This window comes from Arthrobacter sp. TJ-236 (genome assembly GCF_058269235.1).
The window spans coordinates 486,794-507,806 of sequence record NZ_JBZCNI010000001.1 but is presented as its reverse complement, the minus strand read 5'-3'; the positions used below and the strand labels follow the sequence as shown (position 1 = coordinate 507,806).

20 protein-coding genes and 2 tRNA genes are annotated in these 21,013 nt (G+C 70.5%); 18 read left to right on the top strand and 4 right to left on the bottom strand.

Going from position 1 to position 21,013, the window contains the following annotated elements:
- Positions 1 to 12: 12 nt before the first annotated feature.
- Together AC4D16_RS02210 and AC4D16_RS02205 are read right to left on the bottom strand one after the other, a co-directional pair.
- Positions 13 to 83, bottom strand: a tRNA-Cys gene (locus AC4D16_RS02210).
- A gap of 51 nt (positions 84 to 134) precedes the next feature.
- Positions 135 to 208: transfer RNA gene (locus AC4D16_RS02205), tRNA-Gly, on the bottom strand.
- A gap of 180 nt (positions 209 to 388) precedes the next feature.
- Between AC4D16_RS02205 and AC4D16_RS02200 the strand changes: the two genes are divergently transcribed.
- From AC4D16_RS02200 to rpe, 5 genes are all read left to right on the top strand, one after another.
- Positions 389 to 1,348, top strand: a complete 960-nt coding sequence (locus AC4D16_RS02200; RefSeq protein ID WP_490953787.1) for a cytochrome — start codon at positions 389 to 391, stop codon at positions 1,346 to 1,348.
- Between the two features lie 168 nt (positions 1,349 to 1,516).
- Positions 1,517 to 2,125: a peptide deformylase gene (gene def / locus AC4D16_RS02195; RefSeq protein ID WP_490953786.1), complete on the top strand. Its 609-nt coding sequence runs from the start codon at positions 1,517 to 1,519 to the stop codon at positions 2,123 to 2,125.
- Positions 2,122 to 3,063, top strand: coding sequence for a methionyl-tRNA formyltransferase (locus AC4D16_RS02190; protein ID WP_490953785.1), 942 nt, complete (start codon positions 2,122 to 2,124; stop codon positions 3,061 to 3,063). The genes def and AC4D16_RS02190 overlap by 4 nt, the downstream gene beginning before the upstream one ends.
- Positions 3,060 to 4,739, top strand: a complete 1,680-nt coding sequence (locus AC4D16_RS02185; RefSeq protein WP_490953784.1) for an RsmB/NOP family class I SAM-dependent RNA methyltransferase — start codon at positions 3,060 to 3,062, stop codon at positions 4,737 to 4,739. Before AC4D16_RS02190 ends, AC4D16_RS02185 begins: the two co-directional genes overlap by 4 nt.
- The gene (gene rpe, locus AC4D16_RS02180; RefSeq protein WP_490953783.1) at positions 4,736 to 5,395 is read left to right on the top strand and encodes a ribulose-phosphate 3-epimerase; all 660 of its coding nucleotides are present in this window, start codon (positions 4,736 to 4,738) and stop codon (positions 5,393 to 5,395) included. Before AC4D16_RS02185 ends, rpe begins: the two co-directional genes overlap by 4 nt.
- A 10-nt stretch (positions 5,396 to 5,405) precedes the next feature.
- On the opposite strand, the gene AC4D16_RS02175 is transcribed toward rpe, so the two are convergent.
- Complete coding sequence (locus tag AC4D16_RS02175; RefSeq protein ID WP_490953782.1) at positions 5,406 to 6,176, bottom strand: acVLRF1 family peptidyl-tRNA hydrolase; 771 nt, start codon at positions 6,174 to 6,176, stop codon at positions 5,406 to 5,408.
- Positions 6,177 to 6,319: 143 nt separating this feature from the next.
- Here AC4D16_RS02175 and AC4D16_RS02170 point away from each other — a divergent pair, with 143 nt between their 5' ends.
- From AC4D16_RS02170 to nusB, 13 genes are all read left to right on the top strand, one after another.
- Positions 6,320 to 7,879 (top strand): replication-associated recombination protein A, encoded by a 1,560-nt coding sequence (locus AC4D16_RS02170; RefSeq protein ID WP_490954654.1) that lies wholly within the window; start codon positions 6,320 to 6,322, stop codon positions 7,877 to 7,879.
- A 279-nt stretch (positions 7,880 to 8,158) separates the two neighbouring features.
- A complete protein-coding gene (gene rpsD / locus AC4D16_RS02165) occupies positions 8,159 to 8,785 on the top strand; it encodes a 30S ribosomal protein S4 (protein ID WP_434994135.1) in 627 nt (208 codons plus the stop codon).
- 156 nt (positions 8,786 to 8,941) lie between these two features.
- On the top strand, positions 8,942 to 9,316 hold the full coding sequence (locus tag AC4D16_RS02160; protein ID WP_490949081.1) for a DUF948 domain-containing protein: 375 nt from the start codon (positions 8,942 to 8,944) through the stop codon (positions 9,314 to 9,316).
- A 21-nt stretch (positions 9,317 to 9,337) separates the two neighbouring features.
- Positions 9,338 to 9,640 (top strand): DUF6167 family protein, encoded by a 303-nt coding sequence (locus AC4D16_RS02155; protein ID WP_490953781.1) that lies wholly within the window; start codon positions 9,338 to 9,340, stop codon positions 9,638 to 9,640.
- A gap of 163 nt (positions 9,641 to 9,803) precedes the next feature.
- A complete protein-coding gene (gene alaS / locus AC4D16_RS02150; protein WP_490953780.1) occupies positions 9,804 to 12,482 on the top strand; it encodes an alanine--tRNA ligase in 2,679 nt (892 codons plus the stop codon).
- Between the two features lie 7 nt (positions 12,483 to 12,489).
- On the top strand, positions 12,490 to 13,104 hold the full coding sequence (ruvX, locus tag AC4D16_RS02145; protein WP_490953779.1) for a Holliday junction resolvase RuvX: 615 nt from the start codon (positions 12,490 to 12,492) through the stop codon (positions 13,102 to 13,104).
- On the top strand, positions 13,101 to 14,360 hold the full coding sequence (gene mltG, locus AC4D16_RS02140) for an endolytic transglycosylase MltG (RefSeq protein ID WP_490953778.1): 1,260 nt from the start codon (positions 13,101 to 13,103) through the stop codon (positions 14,358 to 14,360). The genes ruvX and mltG overlap by 4 nt, the downstream gene beginning before the upstream one ends.
- Entirely contained in the window at positions 14,361 to 15,269 is a 909-nt protein-coding gene (locus tag AC4D16_RS02135) for a shikimate dehydrogenase (RefSeq protein WP_490953777.1), read from the top strand. It abuts the gene before it with no gap.
- A gap of 32 nt (positions 15,270 to 15,301) precedes the next feature.
- Positions 15,302 to 16,510 carry a chorismate synthase gene (aroC, locus tag AC4D16_RS02130; protein ID WP_490949502.1) on the top strand — a complete coding sequence of 403 codons (1,209 nt, stop codon included), beginning with the start codon at positions 15,302 to 15,304 and terminating at the stop codon, positions 16,508 to 16,510.
- On the top strand, positions 16,510 to 17,136 hold the full coding sequence (locus AC4D16_RS02125) for a shikimate kinase (RefSeq protein WP_490953776.1): 627 nt from the start codon (positions 16,510 to 16,512) through the stop codon (positions 17,134 to 17,136). The genes aroC and AC4D16_RS02125 overlap by 1 nt, the downstream gene beginning before the upstream one ends.
- Positions 17,126 to 18,220 carry a 3-dehydroquinate synthase gene (aroB, locus tag AC4D16_RS02120; RefSeq protein WP_490953775.1) on the top strand — a complete coding sequence of 365 codons (1,095 nt, stop codon included), beginning with the start codon at positions 17,126 to 17,128 and terminating at the stop codon, positions 18,218 to 18,220. Before AC4D16_RS02125 ends, aroB begins: the two co-directional genes overlap by 11 nt.
- A 222-nt stretch (positions 18,221 to 18,442) precedes the next feature.
- Positions 18,443 to 19,006, top strand: a complete 564-nt coding sequence (gene efp, locus AC4D16_RS02115; protein WP_055771376.1) for an elongation factor P — start codon at positions 18,443 to 18,445, stop codon at positions 19,004 to 19,006.
- On the top strand, positions 19,003 to 19,413 hold the full coding sequence (gene nusB, locus AC4D16_RS02110) for a transcription antitermination factor NusB (RefSeq protein WP_490949089.1): 411 nt from the start codon (positions 19,003 to 19,005) through the stop codon (positions 19,411 to 19,413). Before efp ends, nusB begins: the two co-directional genes overlap by 4 nt.
- A 181-nt stretch (positions 19,414 to 19,594) precedes the next feature.
- Here nusB and AC4D16_RS02105 read toward each other — a convergent pair whose 3' ends face one another.
- A complete protein-coding gene (locus AC4D16_RS02105; RefSeq protein ID WP_490953774.1) occupies positions 19,595 to 20,941 on the bottom strand; it encodes a PrsW family glutamic-type intramembrane protease in 1,347 nt (448 codons plus the stop codon).
- Positions 20,942 to 21,013 lie beyond the last annotated feature (72 nt).

The following is a 21,013-nucleotide window of genomic DNA, read 5'->3' as shown; positions in this document are numbered from 1 at the left end:
CGTGCCGTCACGAGGTGGGGACGGGATTCGAACCCGCGTATACGGCTTTGCAGGCCGCTGCCTCGCCTCTCGGCCACCCCACCGTGACCGGACTGCTCCGGTGACCGGAGTGAACCGGCCTACAGTGACTTGCGAGCGGACGACGGGATTCGAACCCGCGACATCCACCTTGGCAAGGTGGTGCTCTAGCCAGCTGAGCTACGTCCGCAGAAGGAAAAAAGACCTGAAATCCGTGCTCGAGGGTGACCTTTTCGCAGCGTTTCGTCGCTTTCCAACGAGAGAAAACTGTATAGGACGTTGGGGGGTTCGTCCAATTCGGCGCGCGGGAGCCGGAGCCGCGCGCCGGAACGTGTCGGAGTCTGTCAGAGGGGACTGAGAGACTCGAGCCATGACAGCACCAGCGCTCGCCCACGCCACACCTCACGGCAGGATGTACGCCCGTTCGTCGTCCGAGCAGCCGTCCGTGCCGTCGATCACCACGGTGATCTCCCAGGCGCCGAGCTCGCTGGGAGGCTGGTTCGGGCACATGGCGGCGTCCTCGCTCGCCCGGGACACCCGGCTGCCCGCGGCCCTCGGCAACCCCGCCGAGCTCCGGCAGGCGGTCAAGGACGCGGCCGACGCCGCTGAACGGTACCGGGACGACGCCGCACTGCGCGGTACCCGTGTCCACCGCTACTGCGAGCAGGTCGCCCTGCGGGCACTCGGACGCGAGCACGAGCTCGAGCCGGCCCGTCTCGCTCTCGTGGAGAACGGTGAGAGCGGCTTCGCACAGCGCTTCGACGAGTGGTGGGAGCTGTTCGACGTCCGCCCGGTCGAACCGGAACTCACGGTGTGGAACGCGGAACTCGGCTATGCGGGCACGCTGGATCTCGTGGCGACGATCGGCGGGCGCACCTGCCTCATCGACTACAAGACCAAGAAGACCGATCGTGAGGGCTTCGTCAAGGCGCTGGACGACAAGGTGGTCATGCAGTTGGTGGCCGGGATGAAGGCGCAGGAGGCTCTCGTCGATCCCGAGGCGGGGGAGTGGCGGCCCTGGGACCACGCGGAGCAGCCCCTGCTGCTCGGCGTGGCGGTCGGACAGACCGAGGTGCGTGCCATGCGGGCCAATCCGGCGGTGCTGCGTCACCACTGGCTGCGCTTCTGTGCACTGCGTCGGGCGTGGGAGGCAGGGCTGGAGGCGGAGGAAGCCGGCCGCGCCCTCCTCCCGATCGCACCGCCTCCGGGTCGCGGCATGGCATCCGCCACCGACGGCGGGAGCTCGGTCGTCGATGCTTCACGCGGGACCTCGGACGCCCCTCTCGACGGCGAGTCACCCCAGGTCGCGGCACCCGCCGGTCCCGCCTGAGTCCACCGGACACCACCCCGTCGTTCCGCGCGCTTCATCGGGCGTGGTCGCGGCACTAGGATTGATCCGCGGCGAGGACGTGCTCCGCAGGCGGAGAAGTCGCCCGCGCGTCGCCGACCTGCCCCGCAGTCCCGGAGCGCCGACGATCGAAGCGAGGAAGACCCGACCATGGCCGTGCTGAGTATCCGCATGATCGGCGATCCGATCCTCCGCACGCCCGCGGCCCCCGTCACCGAGTTCGGTCCGTACCTAGCGCGTCTCGTCGATGACATGACCGAGACCATGATCGATGTGCAGGGTGCCGGCCTCGCCGCCCCCCAGGTGGGGGTCGGTCTGCAGGTGTTCACGTTCCGGGTGGATGGAGCCGAGGGCCACGTGGTCAACCCCGTGCTCGAGACGTGGGGGGAATCGCAGGGCGAGTCCGACGTCGAGGGGTGCCTGTCCGTCCCGGGGCTCGGTAGCTACGTCGACAGGACCGTGTGGGCGCGGGTCACCGGCAACGACGTCACCGGTGCCGAGGTGAGCGTCGAGGGCAGCGGCATGCTCGCGCGCGCCCTCCAGCACGAGACGGATCACCTCCTCGGGACCCTCTACATCGATCGGCTCGAGGGCGAGGACCGCCGCAGCGCCCTGAAAGCGATCCGGAGCGCGGACTACAACCGCGTGACCTCCCGCACGGCGGAGCAGAGGTCACGCACCCTCGGTTCCAGTTTCGTCGCCGTGCCTAGCTCGGCGTCCGCTGCGCGGACATCGTCCAGCAGGCGGGTCCGCCCATGAGGATCCTGTTCGCGGGCACCCCGGAGGTCGCCGTGCCCTCCCTCACCGCACTCGTGGACGCAGGCTTCGAGGTCGCCGCCGTACTGACGCGCGTCGATGCGCCCGTCGGAAGGCGCCGGGTGATGACCCCGAGCCCGGTCGCCCTCGCTGCCGACCAGCTGCAGCTCCCGGTCATCAAGGCCAATCGGTTCGATCCGGGCCTCGTGGCGCAGGTGGCCGCCCTCGACCTCGATGCCGCGGCGATCGTCGCTTACGGGGGCCGGGTTCCGCCGGCTGCGCTCGAGCTGCCCCGTCACGGCTGGATCAATCTGCACTTCTCGCTGCTGCCGGCCTGGCGCGGGGCGGCTCCGGTCCAGCACGCCATCCTGGCCGGCGACGACGTCACGGGCGCCACCACCTTCCGCCTCGAGGAAGGCATGGACACCGGGCCCGTGTTCGGCGTGATGACGGAGACGCTGGACCCCGCTGTCACGAGCGGCGAGGTGCTTTGGCGGCTGTCCCACAGCGGGGCGGTGCTGCTCGTGCAGACGCTCTCGGGGCTGGATGCGGGCCGTGTGGCAGCGACCCCGCAGTCGGGCGACGTGACGCTGGCGCCGAAGCTGACGCTCGACGACGCCCGGATCGACTGGAGCGCGCCCGCCGTCGTCGTGCGCCGCCGGATCAACGCGATGACGCCCGAGCCGGGCCCGTGGACCCTGCTCGACGGACAGCGGGTCAAGCTCGGCCCTGTGACCCCTGCGCCCACCCTGGACGACGCCGACGCCGTCGCCCGCACCCTGGCGCCCGGGCAGGTGGTGCTTGAGGGCAAGACGGTGCTGGCCGGGACGGGCACCACCGCGGTGGTGCTCGGGATGGTCCAGCCCGCCGGGAAGATCATGATGAACGCGCTCGACTGGGCGCGGGGCGCGGCAGCGCGCGGAGAGTTGGTGTTCACGTGAGTGATGCAGGAAGCAGCGGCGCGGCCGATCGCCGCGGGGGCGGTGGGAGTCGTGGGGGGAGCGGAGCCCGGCGCGACGGGCCGTCGGGGAATGCCGGGCGCACCGGCGGCGGCGGCAGCCGTGACGGTGCCGGTTCCTCTGCGCGTTCCGGTGCCGGCACGGGTGGCCCGCGCCGGAACGAGCAGGGGCGGGAACGCAATCGCGGAGGGGAACGGAAGTTCTCTCAGTCTGCTCCGTCGCAGCGTTCCCGACGCGCCGATCCTGCCCGCCTCGTCGCGTTCGAGGTGCTCCAGGCGGTCGCCCTCGAGGATGCCTATGCCAACCTCGTGCTGCCCGCCGCGATCCGCAAGCACCGCCTCGACCGGAGGGACGCCGGGTTCGCCACGGAGCTGACCTACGGTGCGCTCCGCGGCCAGGGCACCTACGACGCCATCCTCGCGCGATGCGTGGACCGCCCCCTCGAGCAGCTCGACCCGGCGGTCCTCGACGCGCTGCGGATCGGCGTGCACCAGCTGCTGGGCATGCGCGTTCCTGCTCACGCCGCGCTGGACCAGACGGTTGGCCTCGTCCGCGCCGTGATCGGCGCGGGGCCGTCCGCTCTGGTCAACGCGGTGCTCCGCAAGGTCACAGCGCGTGATCTGGACGGGTGGGTCGAGGAGCTCGTCGCCGGTCTGACCGACCCCACGCAGATCGCGTCGCTCGCCCACAGCCACCCGCAGTGGATCGTGCGGGCGCTGCGCCAGGCGCTGGTGGCGCACGGACGCGAGGCAGGGGAGATCGACGCCCTGCTGGCGGCGGACAACGCGGCCCCCCTCGTGCACCTCGTCGCCCTGCCGGGCCTGGCGACCATCGACGACCTCCTCGCACAGGGCGCGGAGGAAGGGCGGCTTGCACCGGCGTCGGCCCTGTACTCGGGCGGGGACATCGCCCGACTGCCCGGAGTCGCAGCCGGGACGGTACGCGTCCAGGACGCCGGATCGCAGCTGGTGGCCCGCGCACTCGCAGCGGTCGACCTCACGCGCCCGGTCGGTGCTGCGGGCGGGATCGCCGAGGACGGCCGGCAGGACGCCGACGGGGGAGAACGGTGGCTCGATCTGTGCGCCGGACCCGGGGGCAAGACCGCCCTCCTCGCCGCGCTGGGTCAGGACGCCGGGGTCCATGTGACCGCCGTCGAGCCCGTCCCGCACCGCGCGCAGCTCGTCCGGCAGGCGCTGCGGGTGTTCCCCGAGGACACCTGGACCGTACGGACCGGTGACGGGCGCGACGTCGGACGCGACGAGCCGGGGCAGTACCACCGCGTGCTCGTGGACGCACCGTGCACCGGACTTGGTGCGTTGCGCCGGCGTCCGGAGTCGCGCTGGCGACGCCGTCCGGCCGATCTCGTGTCCCTCGCACCCCTGCAGCGCGCCCTGCTCGCCTCCGCGCTGGACGCCGTCGCGCCGGGCGGTGTGGTCGCCTACGTGACGTGCTCCCCCCACCATGCGGAGACCGAGGTGGTGGTCGAGGACTGCCTGCGGGGACGCGAGGGCTTCGAACTGCTCGACGCCGACGCCGGGCTGGACGCCGTGAGCACCGGGGGCCCACTGGGCGCCGGGCACGGTGCGGGCGCGCAGCTCTGGCCCCACCTGCACGGAACAGATGCCATGTACCTCGCACTCATCAGGAAGCAGCCGTGACGCACCTGCAGATCAATCCGAGCATCCTCTCCGCCGACTTCGCGAACCTCGAGGCGGAGCTCCAGCGCATCGCGACGGCCGACGCCGTCCACGTGGACGTGATGGACAATCACTTCGTGCCGAACCTGACGCTCGGTCTTCCCGTGGTGCGCCGCATCCAGCAGGTCAGTCCCGTCCCGCTGGACGTCCACCTCATGATCGAGGACGCCGACCGCTGGGCGCCGCAGTACGCGGAAGCCGGAGCGGCGTCCGTCACCTTCCACGCAGAGGCGGCCGCAGCGCCGGTCAAGCTGGCGCGGGAATTGCGATCGGGTGGTTCCCGGGCAGGGATGGCCCTCCGGCCGGCCACGCCGGTGGAGCCGTACCTCGACCTGCTCGGTGAACTCGACATGCTGCTCGTGATGACCGTGGAACCCGGTTTCGGGGGCCAGGCCTTCCTCGACCTCACGCTGCCGAAGATCAGGCGAGCCGCGGAGGCGATCAGGGGCGGTGATCTGCCCCTGGTCATCCAGGTGGACGGCGGGATCACCCCCGACACGATCCTGAGGGCGGCCGAGGCCGGGGCATCGGTGTTCGTGGCCGGTTCGTCCGTGTACGGGGCCGACGACGCCGCCATCGCCATCGCCGATCTCCGCACGGCAGCCCGGCCCCACTGATTTGTGAGCCCTACCCTTCGGGTGGGTCCGTCACCGTGATCCGGACGGACAGTGCCGCCCGCGCCGTGTCCTTGAGGATGGTGAGGCGGGGGTCGGCGACGGTCATGAACGGCGTCAGCGGCAGCGAGGCGAAGCGTGTGAGAGCCGGTTCCGCCAGCGCATCCGTGGCCAGTGTCCTGTCGCCGCCCAGTTGCAGGCACGACGGCGGGTGCGCGGCGAAGAGCGCTGCCGCGCGGACTGCGGTCTCCTCGACGAGGGCGTCCGCCTGATTGGCGCGACGCCGTGCGAAGCGCTGCTGGGACCAACCCCCTGCCGCGGTCCGGCCCTGCACGTACCGCGTCCCGGTCTTCGATCCGACGATCCCGCCCGCCCGTGCGACGCCCACGGAGTACCCGCCTCGCCGGAGGAGGATCACCCCGACGGTCTCGGCCTCGTGCAGGGCCAGGACGCGACGGATCAGGGACTGCAGGGCGTCGTGAGGCGCCCCGGTGTCCGGTCCTGCGCCTGAATCGTGCGCGGTAGCCGCCGCGTGCTCGGGTAGCGGAGGTGTGAGGACCGCGCGGCAGCCGTTGGTCGCGACGATCCGCACCGAACCGGATGCCGGGCTCGGACCCGACCCGCTCCGGTCGGTGCTGGTGTGGGAGACCCCGGTAGGGGTCCTTGTGCCCGTGTGGTCGGCGGTCGCATCGGTGACGCTCCAGTCGCCGTTGCGCTGACCGAACCGCGTGAGCCAGCCCTCGAGTCGGAGCGGCTCGACGAGAACCGATCGGGTCTGGCTCATCGTTCCCCTCCCGGGTGAGGTGGTGGTTCCCTGAGAAGGAGCTCAGTCGGTGCTCGGATCGCCCTCCCATCGGACGGCGGACTGCGGGTGTGCTGCGGGCGCCGGCGGCAGGACGGTCAGTGGACCACAGTAACGTGGGTCGCGTGGACGACCTCTTCAGTGCCGCGGCGGACGACGACGCGACGGACGCCGGACCGGCAGGCAGCGGGGGCGGCGCGCCGCTGCGACCGCGCAGTCCGCTCGCCGTCAGGATGCGTCCGCGCAGCCTCGACGAGGTGGTGGGCCAGCAGCACCTGCTCGGCCGGGGGTCTCCCCTCAGGGCCCTCGCGGGCGATCATGACACGGGAGGCCGCGCGGCGCCGTCGTCCGTGATCCTGTGGGGCCCACCCGGGACGGGCAAGACCACCCTCGCCCACGTGATCGCGCGGGGGCAGGGCCGGGCCTTCGTGGAGCTCTCCGCCATCACCGCCGGCGTCAAGGACGTCCGACGCGTCATGGACGAGGCGATGACCGCCCGTGACCTGTACCGCCGGACGACCGTCCTGTTCCTCGACGAGATCCACCGCTTCAACAAGGCCCAGCAGGACGCCCTGCTGCCGGGCGTGGAGAACGGCTGGGTTGTGCTCATCGCCGCCACGACGGAGAATCCTTCGTTCTCCGTGGTGTCCCCGTTGCTCTCCCGCTCGCTCCTGCAGACCCTCAAGCCGCTCGACGCCGCTGACATCCGTGGGCTGCTCGAGCGTGCCGTGACCGATGAACGCGGCCTCGCCGGAACGGTGCGGTTGTCGGAGGAGGCCCTCGAGCACCTCGTGCGGCTGGCCGCGGGCGATGCCCGGCGTGGTCTCACGGCCCTCGAAGCCGCCGCGGGTGTGGCCCGGTCGGCAGGACCGGGTGGAACCGGATCGGGGGTGGGCCCGGAGGACGGTGCTGACCGACCGCACGGTGGCACCTCACTCGACGGCTATGTACACGACGACGAGGACGGCGACGACGACCTTGACGACGACGAAGCCGCGGCTGCGGCTGCGGACGACTCCACCGACCGCGCGACCGTCCAGGATGACCCCGTGCTCGTCACGCTCGAGCACGCCGAGCGGGCCGTGGACGTCGCGGCTCTCCGCTACGACCGCGCCGGTGACCAGCACTACGACGTCGCCAGCGCGTTCATCAAGTCGCTGCGCGGCTCGGACGTCGACGCAGCCCTCCACTATCTGGCGCGCATGCTCGAGGCGGGGGAGGACCCGAGGTTCGTGGCGCGTCGCCTCATGATCTCGGCAGCGGAGGACGTCGGCATGGCCGACCCGAGCGCACTCCAGACGGCCGTGGCAGCCGCGCAGGCCGTGCAGCTGGTGGGGATGCCCGAGGCACGCATCATCCTCGCCGAAGCCGTGGTGCACATCGCCACGGCACCGAAATCGAACGCTGCCTACGACGGGATCAACGCTGCGATCGCCGATGTGAAAGCGGGGAGGGGACAGGGGATCCCGGCGCATCTGCGCGATGCGCACTACCCCGGTGCGTCGCAGCTGGGGCATGGCCGGGGCTACGTGTACTCCCACGATGAGCCGCACGGCATCGCGCAGCAGCAGTATGCACCCGACGACCTCGCCGGCAAGGACTACTACGAACCGACGGACCGCGGCGCGGAGCGCGACATCGGCTCACGGCTGGGGCGTCTGCGCAGGATCATCCGCGGGGACTGAGAATCCCCTGTGGCGTGCCCTCCGATTCGGCGCCGCCGTCGCACGGCTGCTAGCATTGGTCGCTGACTGGCAAGTCGTCGTGTACCAGCCTGTCCCCCCGCTCTCCGTCCCGGTCCTCCGGTGACGTGCGGTCAGGGTGACGGCCAGGGTCGTGGCGGACTGTAGTACCGGGAAGCGGCCAATCCCGGCTCTCCGAACATGGAGGCCAGCTACACCAGGAAGTGCGGACGCCCGACGGGCAAGTCCGCTCCTTCGCCGCAAAAACATCGAAAGGTAGACGTGGCTAACAACACACGTGCCCGCCGCAAGGTGCGCATATCGCGCGCCCTCGGCATCGCCCTGACTCCCAAGGCGGAGAAGTACCTCGAGCGTCGGCCGTACGCGCCCGGCCAGCACGGCCGTGCGCGCCGCAAGCAGGACAGCGACTACGCCGTACGCCTGCGCGAAAAGCAGCGCCTGCGCGCCCAGTACAACATCCGCGAGGCCCAGATGGCCCGCGTCTTCGAGGAAGCCCGCCGCACGGCAGGCCTGACCGGTGAGAACCTCATCGAGCTGCTCGAGATGCGCCTCGACGCCCTCGTGCTCCGCGCCGGCTTCGCCCGGACGAGCGCACAGGCCCGCCAGCTGATCGTGCACCGCCACATCATGGTGGACGGCGCCCGCGTGGACCGCCCCTCGTACCGCGTGTCCGAGGGTCAGCTGATCCACGTGCACAGCCGCAGTGAGACCATGGTCCCGCTGCAGGTCGCCGCAGCCGGCGCCCACCGCGACGTGCTCCCCGCCGTGCCGGGATACCTCGACGTCCAGCTGGACAAGCTCCAGGCGCGCCTCGTGCGTCGCCCGAAGCGCTCCGAGGTCCCTGTGACCTGCGAAGAGCAGCTCGTCGTCGAGTACTACGCACGCTAGATCGACACGGACCCGGATGATGTCCGGGCACCGATGAAGCACAGCAGACAGGAAGCCCGCGGCGCACGCCGTGGGCTTCCTGTCTGTAAGGTACTTCAAGAGCAAGAATTCCCCATGCCGTCCTCCGGGGCGACCCTCGCGCAAAGGAGTCCGCCCATGTCAGGTGGAGATATCGCGGGCCTGATAGCTGCCGGCGTCTTCGCCGTTCTGGTCCTGCTGTTGGCCGTACCCATCTGGAAGCTCGGACGTGTGTTCGACGAGCTCCGCAAGGCCATCCGCACGGTCACCGACGAGACGACGCCGCTGATCGAGGAGGTCACGAGCACCGTGACCACCACGCACCAGCAGCTCAAGACCGTGGACGGCATCACGTCCAACGTGTCGGACGCCTCTGCCAATCTCTCGGCGCTGTCATCGCTCGTCGCGGCGACCATCGGTGCGCCGCTCATCAAGGTGTCGGCGTTCTCCTACGGCGTCCGTTCGGCCTTCGCCAACCGCGGTGCCCCGGCCCGTCGACGCCGCAGCCGCTAGCGCCAGGAATCGGAGAGAACCATGATCAGAAGGATGTTCTGGCTGGCCGCAGGGGTCACCATCGGTGTTGTCGCGGTCCGCAAGGTCTCGCAGGCGCGCTCGACTCTCGGACCGGAAGGCATCAACCGGGCTGTCGGTCAGCTCAGCGACAGCATCGGTGACTTCACGGAGGCCGTGAAGACCGCGATGGCCGAGCGCGAGACCGACCTGCGCGCCGCCCTCGGTGTCCAGGCTCCCGAGGTATCCGCAGCACCCGACACGATTCCGCCGGCCATCGCGGCCACCGCGGCCACGGACACGGGCTCGCGGAGCTCGCGCCGCTGATCCGACGTCGTCCGGGCACCATCCCCGATGACCCTGCCGGGAGTCTCCCCCTCCCGCACGCACCGGACGCGCGCCCACGTCCGTCCTCGCCTCCGTACCCTCCTCCGTCGGCCGTCCCGGCTGCCCGCCCGTCGACGTCGACCATCCATCGAAGGATCGCACCATGAAGTCCCACGAGATCGCCGGCCGCTGGCTGAGTTACTTCGAGAAGAACGGACACACGGTCGTCCCCTCGGCCTCCCTGGTGTCCTCCGACCCCTCGCTGCTGTTCACCGTGGCCGGGATGGTGCCGTTCATCCCGTACCTGACCGCTCGCGAGGAAGCGCCGTACCGTCGCGCGACGAGCGTGCAGAAGTGCATCCGCACGGGTGACATCGAGGAGGTCGGGAAGACCGCCCGGCACGGGACGTTCTTCCAGATGTGCGGCAACTTCTCCTTCGGCGACTACTTCAAGGCCGACGCCATCCGCATGGCGTGGGATCTGCTCACCAGCAGCGTGGACGCAGGCGGGTTCGGCCTGCCCGCGGAGAAGCTGTGGATCACCGTCTACCACGAGGACGAGGAAGCACTCGCCATCTGGCGTGACAGCATCGGGATCCCGGCCGAGCGCATCCAGAAGATGGGCAAGAAGGACAACTACTGGTCCACCGGCCAGCCCGGGCCGGCCGGCCCGTGCTCGGAGATCTTCTACGACCGCGGCCCCGAGTACGGCGTCGACGGCGGTCCCGAGGCGGACCACAACCGGTACGTGGAGATCTGGAACCTGGTCTTCATGCAGTACCAGCGGGGCGAGGGGACCGGGAAGGACGACTTCGAGATCCTCGGGGAACTCCCGAAGAAGAACATCGACACGGGGCTCGGCCTCGAACGCCTCGCGATGATCCTGCAGGGCGTCGAGAACATGTACGAGACCGATCAGGTGCGGCCGGTCCTCGACCGGGCGGCGGAGCTCAGCGGCAGGACCTACACCAGTTCCGAGTCGTCCGCCGATCCGCACCACACCGACGACGTCCGGATGCGCGTGGTCGCCGATCACCTGCGCTCCTCCCTCATGCTCATCGCCGACGGCGTCACTCCCTCCAACGAGGGCCGCGGGTACGTGCTGCGCCGCCTCATCCGCCGCGCCGTCCGCGCGATGCGACTCCTCGGTGTCGAGCGCGCGTGCCTGCCCGAGCTGCTGCCCGCCTCGCGTGACGCCATGAAGGGCGTGTACCCCGAGGTCGAGACCGACTTCGATCGCATCAGTCGGATCGCGTACGCGGAGGAGAAGGCGTTCCTGCGGACCATCGCGTCCGGCACCGCGCGTCTCGAGGAGGCGGTCAAGGAGTCCCTCGCCCAGGACCGCCCGCTGTCCGGCGAGGACGCCTTCGCGCTGCACGACACCTACGGGTTCCCCATCGACCTCACGCTGGAGATGGCGGAGGAGGCCGGCCTCGCCGTCGACGCCGACGGGTTCCGGTCCCTCATGCTCGAACAGAGGCAGCGGGCCCAGGCCGACGCACGGGGCAAGAAGGCGGGTCACGCCGACCTGAGCGTCTTCACCGAGCTCCTCGGCCGTGGGCAGACCGTGTTCACCGGGTACGACGAGCTCACGTCCGAGGCCACGGTGGTCGCCGTCCTCGACAAGGGCCAGTCGGTCGCCAGCGCACTCCAGGGCGACGAGATCGAACTCGTCCTGGACCAGACGCCGTTCTACGCCGAGGCCGGTGGCCAGGCGGCCGACGTCGGGCTCATCACCGGCAACGGTTTCGTGGTCGAGGTGCTCGACGTGCAGCGGCCGGTCAAGGGCCTCAGTGTCCATCGGGCCATCGTGCGCGAGGGTGAGGTGGCGCAGGGCGCCACGGTCACCGCCGCCGTCGACCGCCAGCGCCGCCACGCGGGGGAGCAGGCCCACTCGGGCACGCATATAGTCCACGCCGCCCTCCACGAGATCCTCGGCCCCGAGGCCCTGCAGCGCGGGTCCTTCAACAAGGCCGGGTACCTCCGCTTCGACTTCTCCTGGGGCGAGGGCATCAGCGCCGCGGCGCGCTCGGAGATCGAGGAGGTCTCCAACATCGCGATCCGTAACAACTACGAGGTCGAGACGAAGATCATGTCCCTCGCCGACGCGAAGGCACTCGGGGCGACGGCCCTCTTCGGTGAGGCGTACGGCGACACCGTCCGCGTGGTCGAGATGAACGCCGAGTTCTCGCGGGAGCTCTGCGGCGGCACGCACGTCGCATCGACCTCCCTCATCGGGAGCCTGACCCTGCTGGGCGAGCAGTCGGTCGGTTCGGGCAACCGGCGCGTCGAGGCCCTCGTGGGACTCGACGCGTTCCGACACCTCGCCGCCGAGCGCGCCCTGGTGTCCGAACTCTCGGACATGCTGAAGGTCCCGTCGGCGCAGCTCCCCGAACGCATCTCGGCGACGCTCGGCAAGTTGAAAGCCGCGGAGAAGGAACTCGACCGGCTGCGGAAGGAGCAGCTCGCTGCGGCTGCGGGGCAGCTCTCCGACACCGCCGTCGACGTCGACGGCGTGCGCCTCATCGCGCACGACGCCGGCGAGATCGGCGGGGCGGACGAACTGCGCACCCTCGTGCTCGATCTGCGCGGACGCCTCGGGTCCGAGGCCGCCGTCGTGGCCGTGACCGGCATTGCGGCGGAACGCCCGCTCGTCCTCGTCGCGACCAACGACGCCGCCCGCGCCGCCGGCGTGAAGGCCGGGGCGCTGGTCCGTACCGCGGCCACGATCCTGGGTGGTGGAGGTGGCGGCAAGGACGACGTCGCGCAGGGTGGCGGCTCGGACGCCGCGCGCATCCCCGATGCGCTGGCCGCCATACGCACGGCCGTGGCCGAACGATGACGGCCGCGTGACCGAGGGTCACCCCGGCGCGCCCACCCCGGACGACGCCGCTCCGTACCCGATCGGTCCGAAGCTCGGCGTCGACGTGGGTCAGGTGCGGGTCGGTCTCGCCGGGAGCGACCGGGACGGTGTGCTCGCCACGCCGATCCGGACGTTGAAGCGGGACACCAAGAAGAACAGCGACATCCGGCTCGTCGTGCGCGAGGCGGTCGAGCGCGGCGTCGTGCAGATCGTCGTCGGGCTGCCCAAACAGCTCAGCGGGCGCGAGGGAGCGTCCGCCGAGATGGCCCGCACGTACGCTTCGCTGCTCGCTGCGGAACTCTCGAGGCAGTCACTGTCGTTGTCAGTACGGCTGGTGGACGAGCGGCTGAGCACGGTGTCCGCGCACCGATCGCTGCACTCCGCTGGTCTGGGAAGCAGAGAGCATCGTATGGTGGTGGATCAGGTGGCCGCTGTCGGAATACTCCAGCACGCCATCGACATGCAACGTTCACGTGGACGGGACGTGGGGGAGGCGGTCTCTGTCCCGCATCCGGGGAGCGAGCGGCCCTCGCCGCCGGCACCGACCGAGGAGTCAGTCATCAACGACAGTTCGACGATCAGGAGGGACCCGGCATCATGAACAACCGTACCCGCCGTTCCGCCGCACCCCACGACACCGACGAGCCTCGTTACCTCGGTTCCGACGACCCCGCGTACGGACACGACCAGCACGACGACGCCGAGGGGTACGAGCACCCCGAGCCCGTCGAGGAGTTCTTCGCCACCCAGGATACGGCGCGGCGCAGGCGCCGTCCGTCACCGTCGAAGGCCCGGCAGCGCCGCCGCCTGAGGCGCACCGTGATCATGCTCGTGGTCCTTCTGGTCTTCGCCGGAACCGTGTACGCCGCTGCGCTCATGCTGCGCGATGCCCTCGGCCTCAACGACGTCACGGACTACGCCGGCGCCGGTGGCGAGGAGACCGTCTTCACCGTTCCGGAGGGCGCCGGCCTGCTGGCCATCGGGGACGGGCTGGAGAACGCCGACATCGTCGCCGACTCGGAGACCTTCGTGACCGCCCTGACCGCGATCTCGGACGGCCGCGAGGTCCAGCCCGGGGAGTACGAGATGAGGCTGCAGATGTCCTCGGCGGACGCCGCCGAGGCCCTGCTCGGGGACGACCCCACCCTGGTGTCCTACGCCGCCGTGGCGCGCGACCTCCGTCAGGGCGAGGTGTTCGACATCCTCAGCACCGCGACCGGCATCCCGCGGGCCGAGTTCGACGCGCTGGCCGCCGCGCCCACGCAGTTCGGGCTCCCACCGCAGGCGCTGTCCCTCGAGGGCTACCTGCACCCCGGCGAGTACCGGTTCGAGATCGACGCGACGGCGCCGGAGATCATCACGGAGATGGTCACCGCGACGACCGACCGCCTCGCGCTCGACGGCGTGACCGACCCGAACGAGCAGTACCGCATCCTCACCATCGCGAGCATCGTGCAGTCCGAGGCGCAGGAGGGCGACTACGCGAGCGTCGCCGGTTCGATCGAGAACAGGCTGACCCCCGGCAACACGGAGACGAACGGCTTCCTGCAGTCCGATGCCACCGTGGCCTACGGGCTCGGTGAACGGACCTATCAGCTCACCGAGGAGGAGAAGGCCGACACCTCGAACCCCTACAACACCTTCGCCAACCCCGGCCTGCCGAAGGGACCCATCGGATCACCGAGCGACGAGGCGATCGACGCCACGGTGAACCCGGCCGATGTCCCCTTCTACTTCTGGGTGACGGTGAACCTGGACACGGGCGAGACCAAGTTCTCGGAGACCTACGCCGAGCACCTCCGGTACGTCGCCGAGTACGACGCCTGGTGCGGGGCCAACCCGGGTCGGTGCGAGTAGGTGCTGGCCGTCGGCCCTGACCGGGCCGCTGTGATCGGTTCGCCGATCGGGCACTCGAAATCGCCCGCCCTGCACGCCGCCGCCTACCGGCTCCTCGGAGTCGAGTGCTCGTACACGGCCCTGGAGGTCGACGCTCAGTCGATCGAAGGGTTCGTCGATGACCTCCGCAGCACCGCCGGGTGGCGCGGCGTGTCCGTGACCATGCCGCTCAAGGCAGCCGTGGTGCCCCTCGTCGACGAGGTGGCGGATGTCGCGGTACTGCTGGGTGTCGCCAACACCGTCGTTGTCTCCTCGCCCGCGGGGCCCGGTCAGGGAATCGCTGAGGGTGAGCGGGTGTCCGCCGGGCGGACCCTCACCGCCCACAACACCGACGTCGCAGGGATCTCGAGGGCGCTGGGTCATGCCGGTGTGGTGCGACCGCGGGCTCCGCTCATCCTCGGGGGAGGCGGCACCGCGGCGGCCGCCGTCGCCGGACTCGCAGACCTCGGCGCGGGCACGGTGCGCGTTGCGGTGCGTCGTCCTGAAGCCGCCGCCGATCTCGTCAGAATCGCAGCTGCCCTCGGCCTGACCGTGGAGGTCGCGCCCTGGGAGCACGCCGGCGCCCTGCTGCACCAGGCCGACGTCGTCGTCTCGACGCTGCCGCCCCGCGCAGCCGACGACATCGCCGCCGATCTCCGTGGCGACGCGGCGTTCCACACCGAGGGCGTCCTGCTGGACGTCGCCTACGATCCCTGGCCGAGTGACCTCGCCGCCGCATGGGACGCGGCGGGTGGCACTGTGGTCGCCGGGATCGAGATGCTGCTGCACCAGGCCGTGGAGCAGGTGCGTCTGTTCCTGCCCGAATGCCGGCAGGATCCTGCGCTCGTGCTCGCGGCGATGCGGGAGGCGCTAGGAGTCACGCGGCGCTGAAGCGGTGGGTCCTGCATGGCAGTATGGAAACCATGTTGCGCTGGCTGACCGCAGGAGAATCGCACGGCCCCGCCGTGGTCGGGATCATCGAGGGAGTACCTGCGGGAGTGGGTGTGACGAGCACCGACATCCAGGAGGCGCTCGCGCGGCGTCGGCTCGGGTACGGGCGCGGCGCCCGCATGAAGTTCGAACTGGACCAGGTCCGCATCATCGGCGGCGTACGGCACGGGCTCACGCAGGGTGGCCCGGTGGCGATCGAGGTCGCGAACACCGAGTGGCCGAAGTGGGAGAAGATCATGGCCTCCGATCCCCTCGACGAGGAGGACGCGGCGGAGCTGGCGTCCTCGGCCCGCAATGCCCCGCTCACGCGCCCGCGTCCCGGCCACGCCGACTTCACCGGCATGCAGAAGTACGGCTTCGACGAGGCCCGGCCCGTGCTCGAACGGGCCAGCGCCCGCGAGACCGCGACCCGCGTGGCACTGGGCACGGTGGCGGCGAAGTTCCTCGAGGGTCTCGGTATCAGGCTCGTCAGCCATACCGTGTCCATCGCCTCGGTGTCCGTGCCCGAGGACGCACGCCTCCCGACTCCCGACGACGTGATCGCCCTCGATACCGATCCACTGCGCTGTTTCCACCGCGACACGTCCGAGGCGATGGTGGCCGAGGTCGACGCCGCCCACAAGGAGGGCGAGACGCTCGGGGGAGTGGTGGAGGTCGTCGCGTACGGCCTGCCGCCCGGACTCGGCAGTTACGTCCACTGGGACCGACGGCTCGACTCCCGCCTCGCCGCTGCCCTGATGGGCATCCAGGCGATCAAGGGCGTCGAGGTGGGGGACGGGTTCCTCACCGCGGCCCGCCGCGGCACCGCGGCGCACGACGAGATCCTCAGGAACGACGACGGCAAGATCGTCCGGGCGAGCAACCGCGCGGGCGGGATCGAGGGTGGCATGAGCATCGGCGACGTGCTCCGTGTCCGTGCCGCCATGAAGCCGATCGCGACCGTACCGCGCGCCCTCCGCACCGTCGACGTCACCACCGGCGCGGCCGCGCGCGCCCACCACCAGCGCTCGGACGTGTGCGCGGTGCCCGCGGCAGGCGTGGTGGCCGAGGCCATGACGGCGCTCGTGCTCGCCGAGGCAGTCACCGAGAAGTTCGGTGGCGACTCCCTCGCGGAGACCGCGCGCAACCTGACGAGCTACCTGCAGAGCATCCCGGAACAGCTCGGCTCAGCGGCGACCTGATGGACGGTTTCGGCAGGCTGGTCCTCATCGGTCCGATGGCGGTCGGCAAATCAGCGGTGGGCAGGATGCTGGCGCAGAGATCCGGTGTTCCCTGCGTGGACACCGACCGGCTCATCGCCGACCGGCACGGGCGGATCAGCAGGATCTTCGAGACCGACGGTGAACAGGCCTTCCGGCAGCTCGAGGCCGAGGTGGTGCGTGAGGCGCTGAGCGCCGAGGACGTCGTCGTGTCGCTCGGCGGCGGAGCGGTGCTCCATCCGGACACGCAGGCCCTGCTCCGACGCGTCACGGTCGTGTTCCTGGACACCGACCTCGCCACGGTGAGGCTCCGCATCAGCGGCGACACCGGCCGCCCTCTCCTGGCCGGCAACCCGGAGGACCGCTGGCAGGAGCTCTACGACCGGCGCCGCCCCGTCTATGCCTCCCTGGCGACGTTCACGGTCGACACGCGCGGTCGATCCGTGCGGGCGTGCGCCGACGCCGTCATCGCGGGGCTGGCGCACCGGAGGCCACAGGAACCGGCACAGGCACCGGCTCTGCACCATGGAAGCCCCGCAGGACCGAGCACGACCACGCGTACGCCCCATCCCCCGACCGAGAGAGTGACCGCTCCCCATGACCACTGACACCCCGACGATCATCCCGGTCACCGGCAGCGCGCCGGGATCCGCGTACGACGTCGTCGTTGGCCGCGGGCTCCTCGACCGTCTGCCGGCGCTCCTCGGTGAGCGCGTGCGTCGCGTCCTGGTGATCCACCCGCGCGCGTTGCGGGCCACGGGCGACACCGTGCGCGACGAACTGGCCGCAGCCGGCTTCACGGCCGTCACCGCGGAGATCCCCGACGCCGAGGAGGGCAAGCACATCCAGGTGGCTGCCTTCTGCTGGCAGGTCCTCGGGCAGAACGACTTCACGCGCTCGGACGCCGTGGTGACGGTGGGCGGTGGCGCGGTGACCGATCTCGGCGGATTCGTCGCCGCTACCTGGCTGCGCGGGGTCCGCGTGGTGCACCTCCCCACGAGCCTGCTCGGCATGGTGGACGCGGCGGTGGGCGGCAAGACGGGCATCAACACGGCCGAGGGTAAGAACCTCGTGGGGGCGTTCCACCCGCCCGCGGCGGTCCTTGTGGATCTCGACGCCCTGGCCACCCTTCCCAAGAACGAGCTCGTCACGGGGCTCGCCGAGGTGGTGAAGTGCGGCTTCATCGCCGATCCGGTGATCCTCGATCTGATCGAGCAGGACACCGGGGCCGCCACCGATGCCGCCTCGCCGGTGCTGCGGGACCTGATCGAACGCGCCATCCGCGTCAAGGCGGAAGTCGTCTCGGAGGACCTCCACGACACCGGCCGCCGCGAATACCTCAACTACGGGCACACGCTCGGCCACGCGATCGAGTTGGCCGAGCGCTACTCGTGGCGGCACGGAGCGGCGGTCTCCGTGGGCCTCGTCTTCGCCGCGGAGCTCTCACGCATGGTGGGACGGCTCGACGACGCGACGGCCGACCGTCACCGGACCGTCCTCGAGTCCCTCGGCCTGCCGGTCACCTACCGTCGCGATCGCTGGGTGGCACTGCTGGACGGCATGCGCCGCGACAAGAAGTCGCGCGGCGACCTGCTCCGCTTCGTGGTGCTCGACGGCGTCGCCCGGCCGGGCATGCTCGAGGTCCCGGACACCTCCCTCCTCTTCGCGGCCTACCAGGAGATCGCGAGCTGATCCACTCGCACGGGCGTGCCGGAGTGCTGCTTGGCCCCACTCGTGGCCGGCACAGCCCCCCGAGCGGCGGCGTGACGCAGGGTGCGCTCGGGCGGTTCGATGCGGCGCGGGGACGCACCGCGCGTAGCGGGTAGACTGATCCATGGACTTTTGGCGCTCCTCCGCGCGCCCGCTGTGCTCCGGCCGGCCCCTCCACCCGTACTACCGACGAAAGTGATCTAAGTGGCGACCACGAACGACATCAAGAACGGCACAGTGCTGAAGCTCGAGGGCAACCTCTGGAACGTGCTCGAGTTCCAGCACGTCAAGCCCGGCAAGGGTGGCGCGTTCGTCCGCACCAAGCTCCGGAACATCCTGTCCGGCAAGGTGGTCGACAAGACCTTCAACGCCGGCCTGAAGATCGAGACCGCCACGGTGGACCGCCGCGACTACCAGTACCTGTACAAGGACGGCGAGGACTTCGTCTTCATGGACACCACGGACTACGACCAGATCACGGTGCCCGGCAAGACGGTCGGCAACGCCGCGAACTTCATGCTCGAGAGCCAGATGGCCACCATCGCGATGCACGAGGGCTCACCCCTGTACGTCGAGCTGCCCGCCTCCGTCACGCTCGAGATCACCTACACGGAGCCCGGCCTGCAGGGCGACCGCTCCACCGGTGGCACCAAGCCCGCCACGGTGGAGACCGGCCACGAGATCCAGGTACCCCTGTTCCTCGGCAACGGCACCAAGGTCAAGGTCGACACCCGCACCGGCGAGTACCTGGGACGCGTCAACGAGTGAGTGCACGCAGCAAGGCCCGACGCCGGGCTCTCGACGTCCTGTTCGAGGCGACGCAGCGTGACATGCCCGCCCTCGAGGTCATCCGTGCACGCCGCGAGAAGACGGACATGGTCATCGCCGACTACACCGTCGACATCGTCGAGGGTGTGCTCGAACGCCAGGAGGAGATCGACGAGTTCCTGAGCACCTACTCGCAGGGCTGGACCCTCGACCGCATGCCCGCCGTGGACCTGATGATCCTCCGCATCGGCAGCTGGGAGTTGCTCTACAACGACGACGTCCCGGACGGCGTCGCGGTCAGCGAAGCTGTGGAGCTCGCCAAGATGCTCTCGACCGACGAGTCACCGAAGTTCGTGAACGGGCTCCTCGGCCGGCTGCAGCAGCTCAAGCCCACCCTGCTCGCCTGAGCCGCTCCACCCCCGCGTGACCGGTCGTGCACGGCCTGGCCGTCACGCTGGTCGCCCGTCGTCGGGCTGAATCGTCCTCAGACCGGACCGTGTCGGGCTGACCCGTCCTCAGGACAGTCCTTCGTCGCCGACGGCTCCACCGTTAGTCCGACCCGTCGTGACGCAGGGCCGTCGTCAGCGATCAGCGGCGCGCCTGTGCCAGCTGGACGATGCGCGCGCGACGCCGGCTGGCGTCGTCGAGCAGTGACCGTTCCTCGGCCGCGTAGTCGGCGTCCCTCCGACCCCCGAGGACCCGTTGCCGCGTGTAGGCGATGCGGACCGCCGTGCGGATGAACTCCCGCATGTCCTGCCGAGCTCCAATGGTGCGTGCCCAGGCGAGCGCCTGGGACCGCCCGGCCCGCGTGGCGAGCATCCGCACCTCCTCGTGCGTGAACCATCCGGCGCGCGCGTAGTCGCCGAGACGCGCCTCCGTGAGCCGGCGTTCGGACCGGCGGAGGAGCACGACGGCGACCACGGCCGCGACGAAGAGCGGCACCTGCACCACCAGGTAGAACAGGAAGAAGTTGCTGAACAGGACGAGCGTGCCACCGTTCCACAGCATGTGCCCGGCAATCGCGGGGACGAGGCCGAGGAGGAAGGCCCCGAGGATGCGCGGCGTCCCCCCGCCGCGGCTGAGGGCGAGGCCGAGCACGAATCCGAGCAGCGACGTGAACATGACGTGCGCGAACGGGGAGAACAGCCCGCGGAGGATGAACACCCCGACGAGCGCACCGGCGTTGCCCGATTCCATGACGGCCGAGCCGAAGTAGAGGATGTTCTCGGTGAAGGCGAAGCCCGCGGCGACCGTCCCGGCGTAGACGATGCCGTCCACCGGGCCGTCGAAGTGGCTGCGACGTGTGTACACGAGGATCAGGACGCCGAGTCCCTTGGCGAACTCCTCGACCAGCGGGGCTTGCAGCACCGGCCCGATCACGTCGGGTGAGGTGGAGTCGAGCGCCACGGCCAGCAGTTCGACCACGTAGGTGCCGAGGAGCAGCGTGACGACGACGGATGCCCCGGCTCCCCAGAGGAAGGCGAACAGCAGCGCTCCGCGCGGCTCGGGGTCCCAGCGGTCGATCCACCGCAGACCGAGGAGGCAGATGGCGAGCGGGACGAGCGCGAGGATGCCGCAGAGCAGGAAGGCGGACGGGCCCAGCGAGAGGGAGAGCAGCAGGAGGACCCCCGCGACGACGAGTGCGGCGACGATCACGAGGATGACGTTGAGCACACCGCGCCGCTTCGGCGGCGGCTGGTTCCAGACGGGATGGAACGCCTGGTCGGCGGAGCGGCCGGGCGCGGGGCTGTGATGGCGGGCCGTCGTGTTGCCCCACCAGCCCTGCTGGTCCTCGGTCCGGGGGTGCTGCCCGCCGTGCTGCCGGGGGTACTGGTGGGAGTGCGGGTGAGGGTACTGCGGATTCCCGTACGCGGATCCCTGCGGTACGTGCCCGCCAGGATCGTCGGGGCCCGGTCCACGGTTGTTCATCGACATGCTGCCACCCTAGGCGCAAGCGGCGCTGTGGTAGTTTTGAGCCCGCAACCAGCCTTTAAATGCCGTCCTGTG

What these genes read in the sequence shown, in the direction of transcription:
- AC4D16_RS02200 (WP_490953787.1), top strand. Translation starts at nt 389, where the DNA reads ATGACAGCACCAGCGCTCGCCCACGCCACACCTCACGGCAGGATGTAC.
- def (WP_490953786.1), top strand. Translation starts at nt 1,517, where the DNA reads ATGGCCGTGCTGAGTATCCGCATGATCGGCGATCCGATCCTCCGCACG.
- AC4D16_RS02190 (WP_490953785.1), top strand. Translation starts at nt 2,122, where the DNA reads ATGAGGATCCTGTTCGCGGGCACCCCGGAGGTCGCCGTGCCCTCCCTC.
- AC4D16_RS02175 (WP_490953782.1), bottom strand. Translation starts at nt 6,176, where the DNA reads ATGAGCCAGACCCGATCGGTTCTCGTCGAGCCGCTCCGACTCGAGGGC.
- AC4D16_RS02160 (WP_490949081.1), top strand. Translation starts at nt 8,942, where the DNA reads ATGTCAGGTGGAGATATCGCGGGCCTGATAGCTGCCGGCGTCTTCGCC.
- AC4D16_RS02155 (WP_490953781.1), top strand. Translation starts at nt 9,338, where the DNA reads ATGATCAGAAGGATGTTCTGGCTGGCCGCAGGGGTCACCATCGGTGTT.
- alaS (WP_490953780.1), top strand. Translation starts at nt 9,804, where the DNA reads ATGAAGTCCCACGAGATCGCCGGCCGCTGGCTGAGTTACTTCGAGAAG.
- mltG (WP_490953778.1), top strand. Translation starts at nt 13,101, where the DNA reads ATGAACAACCGTACCCGCCGTTCCGCCGCACCCCACGACACCGACGAG.
- aroC (WP_490949502.1), top strand. Translation starts at nt 15,302, where the DNA reads ATGTTGCGCTGGCTGACCGCAGGAGAATCGCACGGCCCCGCCGTGGTC.
- AC4D16_RS02125 (WP_490953776.1), top strand. Translation starts at nt 16,510, where the DNA reads ATGGACGGTTTCGGCAGGCTGGTCCTCATCGGTCCGATGGCGGTCGGC.
- aroB (WP_490953775.1), top strand. Translation starts at nt 17,126, where the DNA reads ATGACCACTGACACCCCGACGATCATCCCGGTCACCGGCAGCGCGCCG.
- AC4D16_RS02105 (WP_490953774.1), bottom strand. Translation starts at nt 20,941, where the DNA reads ATGTCGATGAACAACCGTGGACCGGGCCCCGACGATCCTGGCGGGCAC.